Annotated in this window: 11 protein-coding genes; 6 read left to right on the top strand and 5 right to left on the bottom strand. The window is 64.3% G+C overall.

Annotated elements, in window-relative coordinates:
- Nucleotides 1-83: 83 nt before the first annotated feature.
- Both BM279_RS21250 and BM279_RS21245 read left to right on the top strand, forming a co-directional pair.
- A complete protein-coding gene (locus tag BM279_RS21250) occupies nt 84-1,397 on the top strand; it encodes an ATP-binding protein (protein WP_093507118.1) in 1,314 nt (437 codons plus the stop codon).
- Nucleotides 1,398-1,487: 90 nt separating this feature from the next.
- Complete coding sequence (locus tag BM279_RS21245) at nt 1,488-5,264, top strand: EAL domain-containing protein (protein WP_093507116.1); 3,777 nt, start codon at nt 1,488-1,490, stop codon at nt 5,262-5,264.
- A gap of 53 nt (nt 5,265-5,317) precedes the next feature.
- Here BM279_RS21245 and BM279_RS21240 read toward each other — a convergent pair whose 3' ends face one another.
- The 4 genes from BM279_RS21240 to rimA all read right to left on the bottom strand — a co-directional run bounded on the left by BM279_RS21240 (nt 5,318) and on the right by rimA (nt 8,444).
- Nucleotides 5,318-6,214, bottom strand: a complete 897-nt coding sequence (locus BM279_RS21240) for a S66 peptidase family protein (RefSeq protein WP_093507114.1) — start codon at nt 6,212-6,214, stop codon at nt 5,318-5,320.
- A complete protein-coding gene (gene rimK, locus BM279_RS21235; RefSeq protein WP_093507112.1) occupies nt 6,211-7,116 on the bottom strand; it encodes a 30S ribosomal protein S6--L-glutamate ligase in 906 nt (301 codons plus the stop codon). Before rimK ends, BM279_RS21240 begins: the two co-directional genes overlap by 4 nt.
- Complete coding sequence (gene rimB / locus BM279_RS21230; protein ID WP_093507110.1) at nt 7,113-7,580, bottom strand: retropepsin-like aspartic endopeptidase RimB; 468 nt, start codon at nt 7,578-7,580, stop codon at nt 7,113-7,115. The genes rimK and rimB overlap by 4 nt, the downstream gene beginning before the upstream one ends.
- Nucleotides 7,581-7,652: 72 nt before the next feature.
- Nucleotides 7,653-8,444, bottom strand: a complete 792-nt coding sequence (gene rimA / locus BM279_RS21225; RefSeq protein WP_093507108.1) for a S6 modification regulatory phosphodiesterase RimA — start codon at nt 8,442-8,444, stop codon at nt 7,653-7,655.
- Nucleotides 8,445-8,535: 91 nt separating this feature from the next.
- Here rimA and BM279_RS21220 point away from each other — a divergent pair, with 91 nt between their 5' ends.
- Nucleotides 8,536-8,961: an RNA-binding S4 domain-containing protein gene (locus tag BM279_RS21220; protein WP_036986458.1), complete on the top strand. Its 426-nt coding sequence runs from the start codon at nt 8,536-8,538 to the stop codon at nt 8,959-8,961.
- A gap of 33 nt (nt 8,962-8,994) precedes the next feature.
- Here the strand turns inward: BM279_RS21220 and BM279_RS21215 are convergent, their stop codons facing one another.
- A complete protein-coding gene (locus BM279_RS21215; protein ID WP_093507106.1) occupies nt 8,995-9,786 on the bottom strand; it encodes a phosphatase PAP2 family protein in 792 nt (263 codons plus the stop codon).
- A 213-nt stretch (nt 9,787-9,999) separates the two neighbouring features.
- Between BM279_RS21215 and hslO the strand changes: the two genes are divergently transcribed.
- The 3 genes from hslO (at nt 10,000) to BM279_RS21200 (ending at nt 14,661) form a co-directional block, all read left to right on the top strand.
- A complete protein-coding gene (hslO, locus tag BM279_RS21210) occupies nt 10,000-10,887 on the top strand; it encodes an Hsp33 family molecular chaperone HslO (RefSeq protein ID WP_093507104.1) in 888 nt (295 codons plus the stop codon).
- Between the two features lie 153 nt (nt 10,888-11,040).
- Nucleotides 11,041-12,582, top strand: coding sequence for a phosphoenolpyruvate carboxykinase (locus BM279_RS21205; RefSeq protein ID WP_027904942.1), 1,542 nt, complete (start codon nt 11,041-11,043; stop codon nt 12,580-12,582).
- Between the two features lie 153 nt (nt 12,583-12,735).
- The gene (locus BM279_RS21200) at nt 12,736-14,661 is read left to right on the top strand and encodes a RecQ family ATP-dependent DNA helicase (protein ID WP_093507102.1); all 1,926 of its coding nucleotides are present in this window, start codon (nt 12,736-12,738) and stop codon (nt 14,659-14,661) included.
- Nucleotides 14,662-14,670: the final 9 nt, after the last annotated feature.

Genomic DNA, 14,670 nt, shown 5'->3' with positions numbered 1-14,670 from the left:
GAAGCGCATGAGGGCTGGCAACCGATGTCAGCCCTTGTTCGTTTAGCTTCCCGCCTCTCGCGTTCTGCCCGGCTCCTGTTTCTATGAAAGCTCCACTCTGGTTTCCGCAAAGCTTCTTCTCGCGCACCCTCTGGTTGGTGCTGATCGTCGTGCTGTTCTCCAAGGCGCTGACCCTCGTCTACCTGATGATGAACGAGGACGTGCTGGTCGACCGTCAGTACAGCCACGGCGCGGCGCTGACCCTGCGCGCCTACTGGGCGGCGGATCCCGAGGATCGCGCCAATATCGCCGAAGCGGCGGGGCTAAAGCGGGTGACGCGCGCCGAAGTGCCGGCCAGCGAGGAGCACTGGCCGTACAGCGAGATATTCCAGCGGCAGATGCAGTCCGAGCTTGGTCCGGATACCGAAACCCGAGTGCGGGCCAAGAGCCCGCCGGCGCTCTGGGTGCATGCGCCGACGCTCGGTGAGGACTGGGTGCGCGTGCCGCTGTATCCACACCCGCTGCGTGGTCAGCGCATCTGGAGCGTGCTGGGCTGGTTCCTGGGTATCGGCCTGTTGTCCACAGCTGCCGCGTGGATCTTCGTGCGCCAGCTCAGTGCGCCGCTCAAGCGCCTGGTGATCGCAGCCCGCCAGTTCGGCCAAGGCCGCAGCGTGCGCCTGCCGGTGGGTGATACGCCGAGCGAAATGGCCGAGGTGTACCGCGCCTTCAACCAGATGGCCGAGGATGTCGAGCAGGCCGGGCGCGAGCGCGAGCTGATGCTCGCCGGGGTATCACACGACTTGCGCACGCCGCTCACCCGCTTGCGGCTGTCCCTGGAGTTTCTCGATCACGATTCGGAACTGACCGACGACATGGTGCGCGACATCGAGGACATGGATGCGATCCTCGATCAGTTCCTGGCCTTTATCCGTGACGGTCGTGATGAGCCGGTTGAGGAGCTGGAGCTGACCGAGCTGATCCGCGAGGTAGTGGCGCCCTACAACCAGAAACAGGAACAGGTGCGTCTGTTCCTCGAGCCGGTGCCGGCCTTTCCACTGCGCCGGGTGTCGATCAAGCGATTGATCGTCAACCTGATCGAGAATGCCCTGCGCTATGGCGGCGGCGCCGTGGAGATCGTGCTGTCGATCGCCGATGATCACAGTGCGCCCTACGTCGTGCTCAGCGTGCTGGATCGTGGCGCTGGTATCGACCCGAGCGAGCTGGGTAGTATCGTCAATCCGTTCATTCGCGGCGACAGCGCCCGCGGTGGCAAGGGAGCCGGGCTGGGCCTGGCCATCGTCAAGCGCATCGCCTCGCTGCACGGCGGTAGTGTTGAACTGCGCAACCGTTCCGGCGGAGGGCTGGAGGCCCGTATCTGCTTGCCTCTGGGTTTGTTGTTACCACGCGACGCCGCCTGATTCTCGACTAGGCTGTGTACTCGATGCAGGCACCTGTACAGCCCTGACGGGCTGCTTCATGCTGTGCTGGCATAGCGATATGAGGTTCGTATGCCCCGCACCGCCGAACGCTTGCCGTTCTGGACTTGGTGGTTGCCGTTGCCGGCGTTCCACCTTGCTACACAGCTGTCTCTGACTACTCAGTTCGAAGACGGGCTGGGCATTCTCTATCTGCCGTTCGCCCTCGGGCTGGTGCTTGTGCTCTGGTGGGGACCGCGCGTGCTATGGGCGCTCTACGCCAATGCCGTGCTCTCCACGCCACTGTGGGGATTGGACTGGCACCAGGCGCCCCTGAATGCGTTGCCGGAAACCCTGGGCGTCGCCTGCTGTTACCTACTGCTGCGCTGGCGGCCGTTCGATGCGGCCTTGCCGGACATCAGCCATGTGCTGCGCTTCATCCTGCTGGGCGTCTTGTTGCCGGCGGCGCTGGCCTGTGGGCTGCTGGTCGGCTGCCGCCTGCTGCTCGGTGGGCTGACAGTGGCACAGGTGCCGCAGCTGGTTCTGACGCTTTGGATGGTCGACAGCCTGACTTCGTTGGTGATTTCCATCCCACTGCTGACCTACTTCAGCCCCTGGTTGCGTAGGCGCGGCTGGCTGGTGCCGGCCGAGGGCATCGTCACCCCCCTGCAGCAGGTGCCCGTGGCCTTGCGCACGCTACCCTCGCTATACGTACTGCTGCCGGTGCTGGTGTGCCTGCCGGTGTTGCTGGAGCTGTTGCCGTCCACGTTGAAGATGCCGGCCGTGGGCCTGGTCATGTTGGGGCTCGCGCTGGTCTGGGGATTTTCTGGGGCTGTGTGCGGAGCGGCAATCAGCGCGGTGGCAATCTTGGTGTTGCCCTGGTTTCATACGATCACAGCGGGTGACAGCTGGATTGATCCGCAGCGCTTGGAACTGCACTTCGGCATCCTGCTATTCATCCTGGCAGCGCTGTTGATCGGCCGCAGCCTCACCGATCTGCGTCTGGCGCTTGCCCATAGTGCGCTGGTGCAGCGCCAGCTTAACCTGGCGCATTCGGCGCTGGATGCCAGCCCGCTCGGTGTGCTGATCGCCGACGCGCGGCAGGCCGAATTGCCGCTGATCTACTGCAACCCGGCCTTCGAGCAGATCACCGGGCGCGGGGCCGACGCGACCCTCGGCCTGAGCCTGCTCGACCTGCTGCGTGGCGAGAAGCGCCACGAGGGCCTGCACGTGCTGGAAACCGCCATTCGCCGCGAGGTGCCCGGCAATGCCGTGCTGCGCTTGCAGCGCCAGGGCGGCGAGGCGTTCTGGGGCGAGGTGATTCTGGCGCCGATGCGCGACGAACTGGGCGTCAGCCACTTCATCGTCATGCAGCAGGACGTCAGCGCCCGCGAGCAGCTGGCCCAGGACATGGTGCGCCAGAGCGAGACGCTGCAGCAGCAGAGCCACCTGTTCACCCAGACGGAAAACATCGCCGACCTGGGCGGCTGGTCGCTGAACATGCGCGACATGAGCATGTACTGGAGTGCCGGCTGTTTCGCCATCTACGAGCTGGACCCGAAAAGCGGAGCGCCGTCGTTCGAGGAATCGCTGAGCCAGTTCGATGCAACGGGCCGTGATCTGATCGTGCGCACCCTGCAGCAGATGCACGCTGGGGACGACCAGTTCGATATCGAGGTGCGCGCCAACACTGCCAAGGGTCGCACACGCTGGGTGCGCTTGCTGGGTGTTGCCGAACGCGACGGCGACCAGCTGGTGCGCGTCTACGGCGCGGCCCAGGACGTCACCGCGCGGCGCCGCACCGAGCAGCAGCTGCGCGAGCGCGATGAGCGCCTGCGCCTGTTCTTCGAGACCCCGCTGATCGGCATGGCCCTGATCACCCCGACCCACAGCTGGTCCGAGGTCAACCTCAAACTGTGCAACATTCTTGGCATGAGCCGCGAGCAACTGCTGGAGTCCAGCTGGACGCAAATCAGTTGCGAGGAGGATCTCGATGCCGAACAACCGCTGCTCAATGATGTGATGGCGGGGCGCCGTGAGGGGTTCGAGCGCGACCGTAGCTTCCGGCGTGCCGATGGCAGCCTGGTGCCGACCCGGCTCAACCTGCGTGCGGTGCGCCGCAGCGACGGCGGGGTCAGCATGTTTGTGCTGCTGGTTGAAGACATCAGCGCCCGTTACGAGGCTGAGGCCCGTTACCGTACCGTCGTCGAACACGCGCCCGAGGCGATCATGCTGTACAGCGAGGAGGGCGGTCTGGTCGATTTCAACGGCAATGCCCTGCGCCTGTTTGGCTATCCCCGGGAGGAGCTGCTCAATCGCCGGCCCTTCGAGTTGAGCCCGGAGCGACAGGCGGATGGCCGCCCTTCGTTCGACGCCGCCAAGCACTACCTCGAAGAGGCGCTGGCTGGCGAGGTGCCGGTGTTCGAGTGGCTGCACCTCGATAGTCGCGGGCGGCAGTTCCCCTGCGAGGTGCGCCTTGTGCGGCTGCCGGGTGAGCCTGCACTGATTCGCTGCAGCGTGACGGATATCTCCGAGCGTCAGCGCTACCAGCGTGAAATCGAGCGCCTGGCCTACAGCGACGAGCTGACCGGTCTGCCCAATCGCCGCCTGATGCTCGACCGCCTGCAGCACGCCATGGACCGCGAGATTCGTCAGGGCAGCCTGGGCGCTCTGCTGTTCATCGATCTGGATCACTTCAAGACCGTCAACGACAGCCTCGGTCATCTGGTTGGCGACAACCTGTTGCGCGAAGTGACCGAGCGCCTCGAAGGTCAACTGCGCACCGAGGACACCCTGGCGCGCATGGGCGGCGATGAGTTTGTGGTGCTGCTCGAAGGCCTGGACGCCAATGCCCAGATCGCCGGCGAACAGGCCGCCATGGTCGGTGAGCGTTTGCTCAAGAGCTTGGAACCCTCTTGCGTGATCGACGGCCACGAGCTGTCGATGAGCGCCAGTATTGGCATCGCGCTGCATCCGTTCGGCGAGCAGAACGCCGCCGACGTGCTCAAGCAGGCCGATACCGCCATGTACCGCGCCAAGCAGGCTGGGCGCAACGCGCTGCACTTCTTTGCCCCGGAGATGCAGGCGGCAATCGACCAGCGCCTGCAGCTGCAGGGCGAGTTGCGTCAGGCGATTGCCCGCGATCAGCTGTACCTGGTGTTCCAGCCGCAGCTGCAACTGGACGATGGCCAGTTGATCGGCGCCGAGGTGCTAGTGCGCTGGGCGCATCCGGAGAAGGGCGAGATACTGCCTGGCCAGTTCATTCCGCTGGCCGAGGAAACCGGGTTGATTCAGGACATCGGCCACTGGGTGCTCGAACGCGCCTGCGCCACGCTGCAAGGCTGGCGCCTAGAGCATCCTGACCTGGTGCTGGCGGTCAACCTCAGCCCGCGCGAACTGCGTAGCCAGGATTGCGCCGAGCGCGTACGCAGCTGCCTGGAACGTTATGGCGTGCCGGCGGCAGCGCTGGAGCTGGAGCTGACCGAGGGCGTACTGCTCGAAGACGTCGAGCAGTGCATTGCCAACATGCACGCGCTCAAGGCGCTCGGCGTACGCTTCTCGATCGATGACTTCGGCACCGGCTATTCCTCGCTGACCTACCTCAAGCGCCTGCCGCTGGACCGCCTGAAGATCGACCGCAGCTTCACCCAGGATCTGGGGCGCGGCGGTAACGGCAGCAACGTGCTGCTGGTGGAAACCATCCTGATGATCGCCCGCAACCTGGACCTGGAATGCGTGGCCGAAGGCATCGAAACGGCCGATCAGCTCGAACACCTGAAAACCCTTGGCTGCGAGTTTGGCCAGGGTTATCTGCTGGGCCGACCGATGGTCGAGGCGGATTTCATGGTGCGGGTGGCCTCGCGAGGCTAGGGTCTGTACGAAAAGCCTCCGCGCGGAGGTGCTTTTCGTACAGAGGCTAGGCGTCACCAGCTCACCGTATCGCCCTGTAAGTGCGCTTGGCGGCCATACGGCCAGGCGAAGTTGGCGTCGCCGTGGCCGCTGGGCAGCTCGCCATACAGCGGGATGTCGAAGGGCGAAAGGTATTCGCCGATGATTTCTTCGATGCTGTGCTGCACGCCGCGCCGTGGGCAGTCGGTGAAGCTGCCCAGGCATACCGCGGCCGGGCGGCGCTCGCCAAAGCTCTCGAACAGTTGCCAGAAGCTGCGCTCCAGGCGGTAATACGGCTCGCCGACGTCTTCGAGAATCAGGATGGCATCAGCAGGCAGCTTTACGCCAGCCACGGTCCCACAACCGCTGGCCAGGGCGGTAAGGTTGCCACCGACCAGTGGGCCATTCACGGCCGTTTGCGGGCCGCTGAGGTGGCGCACCGGCAACGAATGGCTGCGGCTCTGTAGCAGATCCCATAGCGAACGCATGGAGGCCAGGCGCTCGCGCTGACCGGTCGGCGCAGCCATGGCCTGCAGGCCAAGGGCGGTGGCGACCGGGCCGTGGATACCAGGCAATTCATGGCGGGCGAAGGCGTCGAGCAGCACCGACAGGTCCGAGTAGCCGATCAATGGACGCGGTGTGGCGTTCTGCAGAAGCGCCCAGTCGATGCCCGGCAGTAGTTGCGCGCTGCCGTAGCCGCCGCGCAGGCACCAGACGGCGTCGATATCCGGCAGGCTGAATGCTTCGTGTAGATCCTCTAGGCGCTGCGCCGGCGTGCCGGCCAGATAACGATGGCGAGCGCGTACGTGGCGGCCCAGGTGGTAATCGATACCCTGTACGTCGAGCTGTGCCAGGGTCGCGTCGAAAACCTCGTCGGCGATCGCCGAAGCGGGGGCGATCAGGGCCACGCGGCCAGTGTAGGGCGTGCTCATCCTTTACCTTTGGTGCGTGTCAGGTTGGGGCCACCGTTCTTTTCCAGGTAACCGATGATCATCCCGGCAACGTCCTTGCCGGTGGTCACTTCGATACCTTCCAGGCCCGGCGAGGAATTCACTTCCATCACCAGCGGGCCGTGATTGGAGCGCAGGATGTCGACGCCGGCCACCGACAGGCCCATGACCTTGGCGGCGCGGATGGCGGTCATGCGTTCTTCCGGTGTGATCTTGATCAGACTGGCGGTGCCGCCGCGGTGCAGGTTGGAGCGGAATTCGCCAGGTTTGGCCTGGCGCTTCATCGCTGCGATGACCTTGTCGCCGACCACGAAGCAGCGGATGTCGGCGCCGCCGGCTTCCTTGATGTATTCCTGCACCATGATGTTCTGCTTGAGGCCCATGAAAGCCTCGATCACCGATTCGGCGGCCTTTTCGGTTTCGCACAGCACCACGCCGATGCCCTGGGTGCCTTCGAGCACCTTGATCACCAGCGGCGCGCCGTTGACCATGTGGATCAGGTCGGGGATGTCGTCCGGCGAGTGGGCAAAGCCGGTCACCGGCAGGCCGATGCCACGCCGCGACAGCAGCTGCAGGGAGCGCAGCTTGTCCCGCGAGCGGGCGATGGCCACCGATTCGTTGAGCGGCACCACGCCCATCATCTCGAACTGGCGCAGCACCGCGCAGCCGTAGAAAGTCACCGAGGCGCCGATACGCGGGATCACCGCGTCGAAGCCTTCCAGCGGCTTGCCGCGGTAATGGATCTGCGGCTTGTGGCTAGCGATGTTCATATAGGCGCGCAGGGTGTCGATCACCACCATTTCATGGCCGCGCTGCTGCCCGGCTTCGACCAGGCGACGCGTGGAATACAGGCGCGGATTGCGCGACAGCACAGCGATTTTCATTGGGCACCGGTCGGGTCGGGAAGCACGGGTTTGTCTTGTACGTAGCTCAGCGCCGGGTTGACCACCAGATGGCCATCCACCAGCGCCTTGGAGCCGAGTAGCATGCGGTATCGCATGGTCTTGCGGCTGGCCAGGGTGAACTCCACCGGCCACAGCAGATCGCCCAGCATCAGGCTGGTGCGGATCACGTAGCGGGTCTGGGCCTGGCCATTGGAACTCTTGATGGTCTTGAGCGCGACTAGGCGCGCTTCGCAGCGGTGGCGGCGCTGCACCTGGGTGCCGATGTAGGCGGTGAAGCGCACCCAGCGTTCGCCGTCGCGCTCGAAGGGCTGGATGTCACTGGCGTGCAGGCTCGACGTGCTGGCGCCGGTGTCGATCTTGGCGCGCAGGCCGACGATACCCAACTCCGGCAGGTTTACCCACTCGCGCAGGCCGATCACGTTGAGGTGGTCGAAGGTTTTCAAGAACGCATTCCGTCCTTAACTAAGGCGAATATGGCGCTCATGGTACTGAAAATCCACTGCGCTGCACGCGGTTCAGTGGGCTGTTTTCGCCGGCGCCCAGGCGGCTTCGGCGATGGCTGGCAAACCCCTGAACTGCGGCTTGGCGAACAGGTAGCCCTGCATCAGGTCGATGCCGCTGGCGGCCAGAAAATCTCGCTCGCCCGGCGTTTCGATGCCTTCGGCGATCACCTTTACACCCAGATCATTACAAATGCTCAGGATGCCGCGCACGATGGCCTGGCGCGCCTTGTCCTGATCGACGTTGCGGATCAGCGCCATATCCAGCTTGATCAGATCGGGCTGGAAATCGGCCAGCAGGGTAAGACCCGAATGGCCGGCGCCGAAGTCGTCGATGGCGGTCTTGAAACCGAACTCCTGATACTGGCGCAGGATATTGGTCAGGTGCCTGCTGTCAGCCATGTGGTCGCTTTCCAGGGTCTCGAAGATCAGCCGGTCGAGGGGGAAGTCATGTTCGCGCGCCGCCTCCAGGGTGCTGCGGATGCACAGCTCGGGGCGGTATACGGCGTTGGGCAGGAAGTTGATCGACAGGTAGCTGGCCATGCCCAGTTGCTTGGCTTCGGCGATGGCCTGGGTGCGGCAGCGCTGGTCGAAGCGGTAGCGGTTGGCGTCGTTGACACGATCGAGCACTGACAGCGCGCCTTCGCCGGCCGGGCCGCGCACCAGCGCCTCGTGGGCGAATACCTGGCGGGTGCGCACGTCGATGATCGGCTGGAAGGCGAAATGAAAGGCGAAGTCCAGCTCGGTGCTGCCCTGGCAGCCACGGCATTTTTCGGGGTGGACGAGATCGCTGGGAAAGTGTGTCACCGCTGCTCCAGAATGAGGATCGCTCGGGCTTGCATGCATCGGACAATGCGCACAGGCTGGAGTGTGGAAAGAATTGCAATGATAGTCAGCAATGAGTGAGGTAAGGGTGGCAAAGCAGGATGCCGATGACAAGGTTCGCTTGGATAAATGGCTGTGGGCCGCACGCTTCTACAAAACCCGGGCGCTGGCCAAGGCGGCCATCGAGGGTGGCAAGGTGCATTGCCGGGGCGAGCGCTGCAAGCCGGGCAAGGAGCCCAAGGTGGGTGAGGAATATGTGATCCGCACCGGTTTTGACGAGCGGACCGTAGTGGTGCAGGCGCTGTCGGTGGTGCGCCGCGGGGCGCCTGAGGCGCAGACGCTGTATGCCGAGACCGGCGAGAGCATCGTGCGCCGCGAGAAGGCTGCCGAGCAGCGCAAGGCAGGTGCTCTGGGTGTGCAGACCGATGGCCGACCGAGCAAGAAGCAGCGCCGCCAACTGTTCTATTTGCGCGGGGGTTCCGGGGAATGGGTGGAGTAGGGCAGCCTGATCGAGCCGGCTGCCCGGTCGGGCTCAGCGACCGCTGACGACCGCGAAGACGCGCAGCACCGGCACGCGGGCCAGAATCCGCATCAGCGGAGCAGTGGCTCGCTCGATGGCGGCGCTGGCGCGGTAGGCCAGCGGTGTGTAGCAGCTCCAGGCGATGCCCAGCACGCTTAGCAATACGCCGCCGACAAAGGCGTCCGCGCCCCAATGGGCGCCGGCGACCAGGCGCGGCAGCATGCCGATCACCGCCACCGCCCAGACCAGCAGGCAGCGCCAGCCGCTGACGAAGAAGCTGCAGAACATCGCCCAGATCATCAGCACCGAGGCGTGATCGCCCGGGAAGCTGCGTGTGGCGCTGTCCTTGAGGTCCCAGCGCTCTTCCCAGGCCGGGAACATCTCGGTCAGCCGCGCGCTGCCTTCAACCTGTAACGAAGGGCTCGCATGCTGCCAGCCCATGTACTCGACCAGATCGGAAAAGCCCACGCGCATCAGCAGCATGACGATCAGTGCGACCAGAAAGGCGTACAGCCCGACGCGCACCTGATTGGCCGGAAATACCAGGCCGGCGCGCAGCATGATCGCCAGCATCACCACGCCGACGCCCGCATCCACCGGGCGCATGCTGCCGATGGCCCAGATATGCGCCCACAGGCCGCCGGCATGTACCGGGTCGTTGAGCAGGTGGAACAGCCATACGTCGAACTGATTCCAGTAGACGCGGGTGACCGGCCACAGCCAGCTGGCGAACAGCACGGCGATGAGCAGATGACTGATGAGCAGGGCGCGCGGGCGCCATTGGGCGTTGAGTGCGAGGTGCATGAGGGCGGCTCGGGAAAACCGTCGAGTGTAGGCAGCTGGCGCAAGCGACAGCGCGATATCTGGCTTTCGTTCAGGTTACGTTCAGTTATCGAGGGTTTTCCACTCTATCGCCTGCGGCTTGGTCGGCGCCGCGTTTGCGCCTAAAATTGCCGGCCCCCAGTCCAGCGGGTGCAACCCCTGGTCTGTCTTGCATCCATCAGCAGGCGATCCGATATGTCCGACTTCACCCAACGCTTTATTTTCGACGACACCGATGTGCGCGGTGAACTGGTCGGGCTGTCCGGCAGCTATCAGCAGGTGCTGGCCAAGCACGATTACCCGCGCCCGGTGGCGCAGTTGCTCGGCGAACTTCTGGCCGCGGCATCGCTGCTGGTCGGTACCCTGAAGTTCGACGGCCTGCTGATTCTGCAGGTACGCTCCGAAGGCCCTGTGCCGCTATTGATGGTGGAGTGCTCCAGCGAAGGCGACGTGCGCGGCATCGCCCGTTACGAGGCCGAGCGCATCGCCGATGGTGATGGCCTGGGCCAACTGATGCCCGAAGGCGTGCTGGCGATGACCGTCGACCCCACTCAGGGCCAGCGTTACCAGGGCATCGTGCCGCTGGAAGGCGCCACCTTGGCCGAATGCCTGACCTCCTACTTCGCCACGTCCGAGCAGTTGGCCACGCGCTTCTGGCTGTGTGCCGATGGTCTACGCGCCCGAGGCTTGCTGCTTCAGCAACTGCCGCCCGATCGTCTGACCGACGATGAAGAGCGCGCTGCCAGCTGGGAGCACCTGGTGACCCTGGCCGACACCCTGCAGAACGAGGAATTGCTGGGCCTGGACAACGAGACGGTGCTGCACCGCCTGTACCACCAGGAGACGGTTCGCCTGTTCGAGCCGCGCGGCATTCGCTTCCGTTGCAGTTGCTCGCGTGAACGCTCGGCCAAAGCGCTGGTCAGTTTAGGGCGGGCCGATGCCGAGCTGCTGCTCAGCGAGCATAACGGCCGCGTGGAAATCGACTGCCAGTTCTGCAACGAACGCTACGGCTTTGACGCCGCCGACATCGCTCAGCTGTTCGCGGGTGGGGGCAGTCAACAGCCCTCCGACACCCGTCACTGAGGGCTGCCGGCAACGCGCAGGCTGTTCTGAATGGGGGCTGCACCCGTGGCCCGCTTTTCTGGCATAATCCGCGCACTTTTTTAGCTGTAGTCCTGCCTCGCGCATGGCTACAAACGTTTGGAAGACTCGGCCAATCGGCCGACGGGGACTCAAATGACGCAAGCCAACAACGCTGTGTACACCGACATCAGCACTGCCCAACTGGTCGAAGAAGCCCTTCGTCGCGGTGAAGGCGAACTGGCGTCCACCGGTGCTCTGGTTGTACGCACCGGCCACCGTACCGGGCGTTCTCCGGTCGACCGCTTCATCGTCGACGAGCCGAGTACTTCGGCCGACATCGGCTGGGGCCCGATCAACCGCAAGTTTCCAGCCGACAAGTTCGACGCCCTGTGGGATCGCGTCCAGGCGTTCTCCGATGCCCAGGACAGCTTCGTTTCCCACGTCCATGTAGGTTCCGCCGAAGCTCACTACCTGCCCGTCAAGATGACCACTGCCACCGCCTGGCAGAACCTCTTCGGCCGTCAGCTGTTCATCGAGCCGGCTCAGTACAACCCGTCCGGCAAGCAGGAGTGGCAGGTTCTCAACGTTGCCAACTTCGAATGCGTGCCCGAACGTGACGGCACCAATTCCGACGGCTGCGTGATCATCAACTTCGCCCAGAAGAAGGTGCTGATCGCCGGCATGCGTTACGCCGGTGAAATGAAAAAAGCCATGTTCAGCGTGCAGAACTTCCTGCTGCCGGCTGCCGACGTGCTGCCGATGCACTGCGCTGCCAACATCGGCGAAGAAGGCGACGTGACCCTGTTCTTCGGTCTGTCCGGCACCGGCAAGACCACCCTGTCCGCCGACGAGTCGCGTTACCTGATCGGTGACGACGAACACGGCTGGGGCGAGGGCGTGGTGTTCAACATCGAAGGCGGTTGCTATGCCAAGTGCATCGACCTGTCCGAGAAGAACGAGCCGGTGATCTGGAAAGCCATCAAGTTCGGTACCGTGCTGGAAAACGTGGTGCTCGACGAGCAGCGCAAGCCGGATTACACCGACGACAGCCTGACTCAGAACAGCCGCGCCGCCTATCCGCTGGAATTCGTCGAGAAGCGCAGCGAGAAGAACCTCGGCGGTGAGCCGAATGCGGTGATCTTCCTGACCTGCGACCTGACCGGCGTACTGCCTCCGGTGTCGATCCTCAACAACGAGCAGGCCGCCTACCACTTCCTGTCCGGTTACACCGCGCTGGTCGGTTCCACCGAAATGGGTTCGGGTAGCGGCATCAAGTCGACCTTCTCCACCTGCTTCGGCGCGCCGTTCTTCCCGCGTCCGGCTGGCGTCTACGCCGAGCTTCTGATCAAGCGCATCCAGGCCTTCGGCTCCAAGGTGTACTTGGTCAACACCGGCTGGACCGGCGGCGGCTACGGCGTCGGCAAACGCTTCAACATCCCGACCACCCGTGGCGTGATCGCTGCGATCCAGAGCGGCGCGCTGATCGGTACCGAAACCGAGCACCTGCCGATCATCAACCTGGATGTGCCGAAGTCGGTTCCGGGCGTCGAGACCAACCTGCTCAACCCGCGCAACACCTGGGCTGACAAGAACGCCTACGACGAGGCCGCCAAAGGCCTGGCCAAGCTGTTCATCGACAACTTCACCAAGTTCGATGTCAGCGACGCTATCAAGAAAGCCGGCCCTCAGCTCTAAGCTGACCCGCGCTTGCTGACAAAGCCGCCTTCGGGCGGCTTTGTCATTTATGGTGCAACACTTCTCATGGCCCCCGGGCGGCTGTGCGCTTTGAAACGCCTGCCACACAGGTTACGGTTATTGGCCATTCAGCGGTCAATGGAGTGACAGCTTATGTCCACGCTCAAACGCGTCTTCGGTTTCGATCAACTGCGTCCCGGCCAGGAGAAGGTAATCAGTGCCGTGCTCGCTGGCCGTTCGGCGGCGGCGATCTTTCCCACCGGCTCGGGCAAGTCCCTGTGCTATCAGCTGCCGGCCCTGCATTTGCCGCATCTGACCGTGGTAGTGTCGCCACTGCTGGCGCTGATGCAGGATCAGCTCGCCTTCCTGCACCGTCACGGCATCAGCGCCGGCAGTATCGACTCGGCGCAAAGCCGCGAGCAGGTCAGCGAAACCATGGCCAAAGCCAAGGCCGGCGAGCTGAAGATCCTGATGATCTCGGTCGAGCGCCTGAAGAACGAGCGCTTTCGCAACTTCATCAGCGAGGTGCCGATTTCCCTGCTGGTGGTCGACGAGGCCCACTGCATTTCCGAGTGGGGCCACAACTTCCGCCCGGATTACCTGAAGCTGCCGGACTACCAACGCCAGTTCGCCATTGCCCAGGTGCTGCTGCTCACTGCCACGGCAACGTCGCCGGTGATCGCCGACATGCAGAAGAAATTCGCCATCGCCGACGAGGACGTGGTCACCACCGGGTTCTACCGGCCGAATCTCAATCTGCTGGTCGAACCGGTGGCCGGTCGCGACAAGCAGCGGCGCCTCGAACAATGGCTGGGCGCCAAGGCCGGCGAGCCGAGCATCGTCTACGTCACCCAGCAAAAGACCGCCGAGCAGGTCGCCGAACAGCTGAGTCAGCAGGGCTTGTCCGTCAGCGCCTACCACGCCGGCATGGGCCACGAGGTGCGCGAGGCGATCCAGCGTCGCTTCATGGCCGGTGAACTCGGCTGCATCGTCGCCACCATCGCCTTCGGCATGGGCATCGACAAGCGTGACATCCGTAACGTGGTGCATTTCGACCTGCCCAAGTCGGTGGAAAACTACAGCCAGGAAATCGGCCGCGCCGGCCGCGATGGCGAGGCCTCCGACTGCCTGGTGCTGGCCAACCGCGACAGCCTCAACGTGCTGGAAAACTTCGTCTACGGCGATACGCCGGAGCTGAGCGGCATCGTGCGGGTGCTCGAGGAGATTCGTGGCAACAGCCACGGCGGGCAGTGGGAGATGACCATCAATGCCCTGAGCGACCACAGCAACATCCGCCAGTTGCCGCTCAAGACCCTGCTGGTGCAGCTGGAGCTGCGCGGCATCATCGCGCCGCGCTACGCCTACTTCGCCGAGTACCGCTTCAAGTACCTGGTCGAGCCAGAAGCGCTGCTAGCGCGCTTCGAGGGTGAGCGGCGGCAGTTTCTAGAGGCCATCTTCAATGCCTCGGCGCGGGCGCGTACCTGGTGCACCGTGGATTTCGACGCGTTGTACAGCCAGCATCAGGCGCCGCGGGCGCGGGTGGTCAAGGCGCTGGATTACCTGCAGGAGCGCGGCTGGATTGAGCTGGAAAGCAAGCAGATGACCGATGTCTACGCGGTGCTGCAGGCGGACTTCGACGTGCAGGCGCTGGCGGCAGAGCTGCACGCCTATTTCGTCGCCCAGGAAGCCAGCGAGATCCGCCGCATCCAGGCCATGCTGGCGCTGTTCGCCAGCGAGCAGTGCCTGAGCCAGCGCCTGGCCCGCTACTTCGGTGATGAGCAGGCGCCGGCGCATTGCGGACATTGCTCGGTGTGTCGCGGCCAGGTCGCCCGGCTGCCGGAACCACCGCCGCTGCCGCCTCTGGCCGGTCGCGGCCGCGACGAGCTCTGTGCGCCGTTCATCGCCGCCCATCAGGCTGCGCGTGGCGGTGAATTGCCTAGTAACGAATGCCTGGCACGCTTTCTCTGCGGCCTCAGCTCGCCACTGTTCACCCGCCTCAAGGTCCGGCAGATCAAGGGTTTCGCCGCGCTGGAGGATTATCCCTACGGCGAGGTTCGCGCCTGGCTGGTGGGCGGCTGACGGCGCGCG

It is taken from the genome of Phytopseudomonas straminea (genome assembly GCF_900112645.1).
Lineage (GTDB): Bacteria > Pseudomonadota > Gammaproteobacteria > Pseudomonadales > Pseudomonadaceae > Aquipseudomonas > Aquipseudomonas straminea.
The sequence above is the reverse complement of the archived record's forward strand: the minus strand, read 5'-3'. Positions and strand labels throughout refer to the sequence as shown.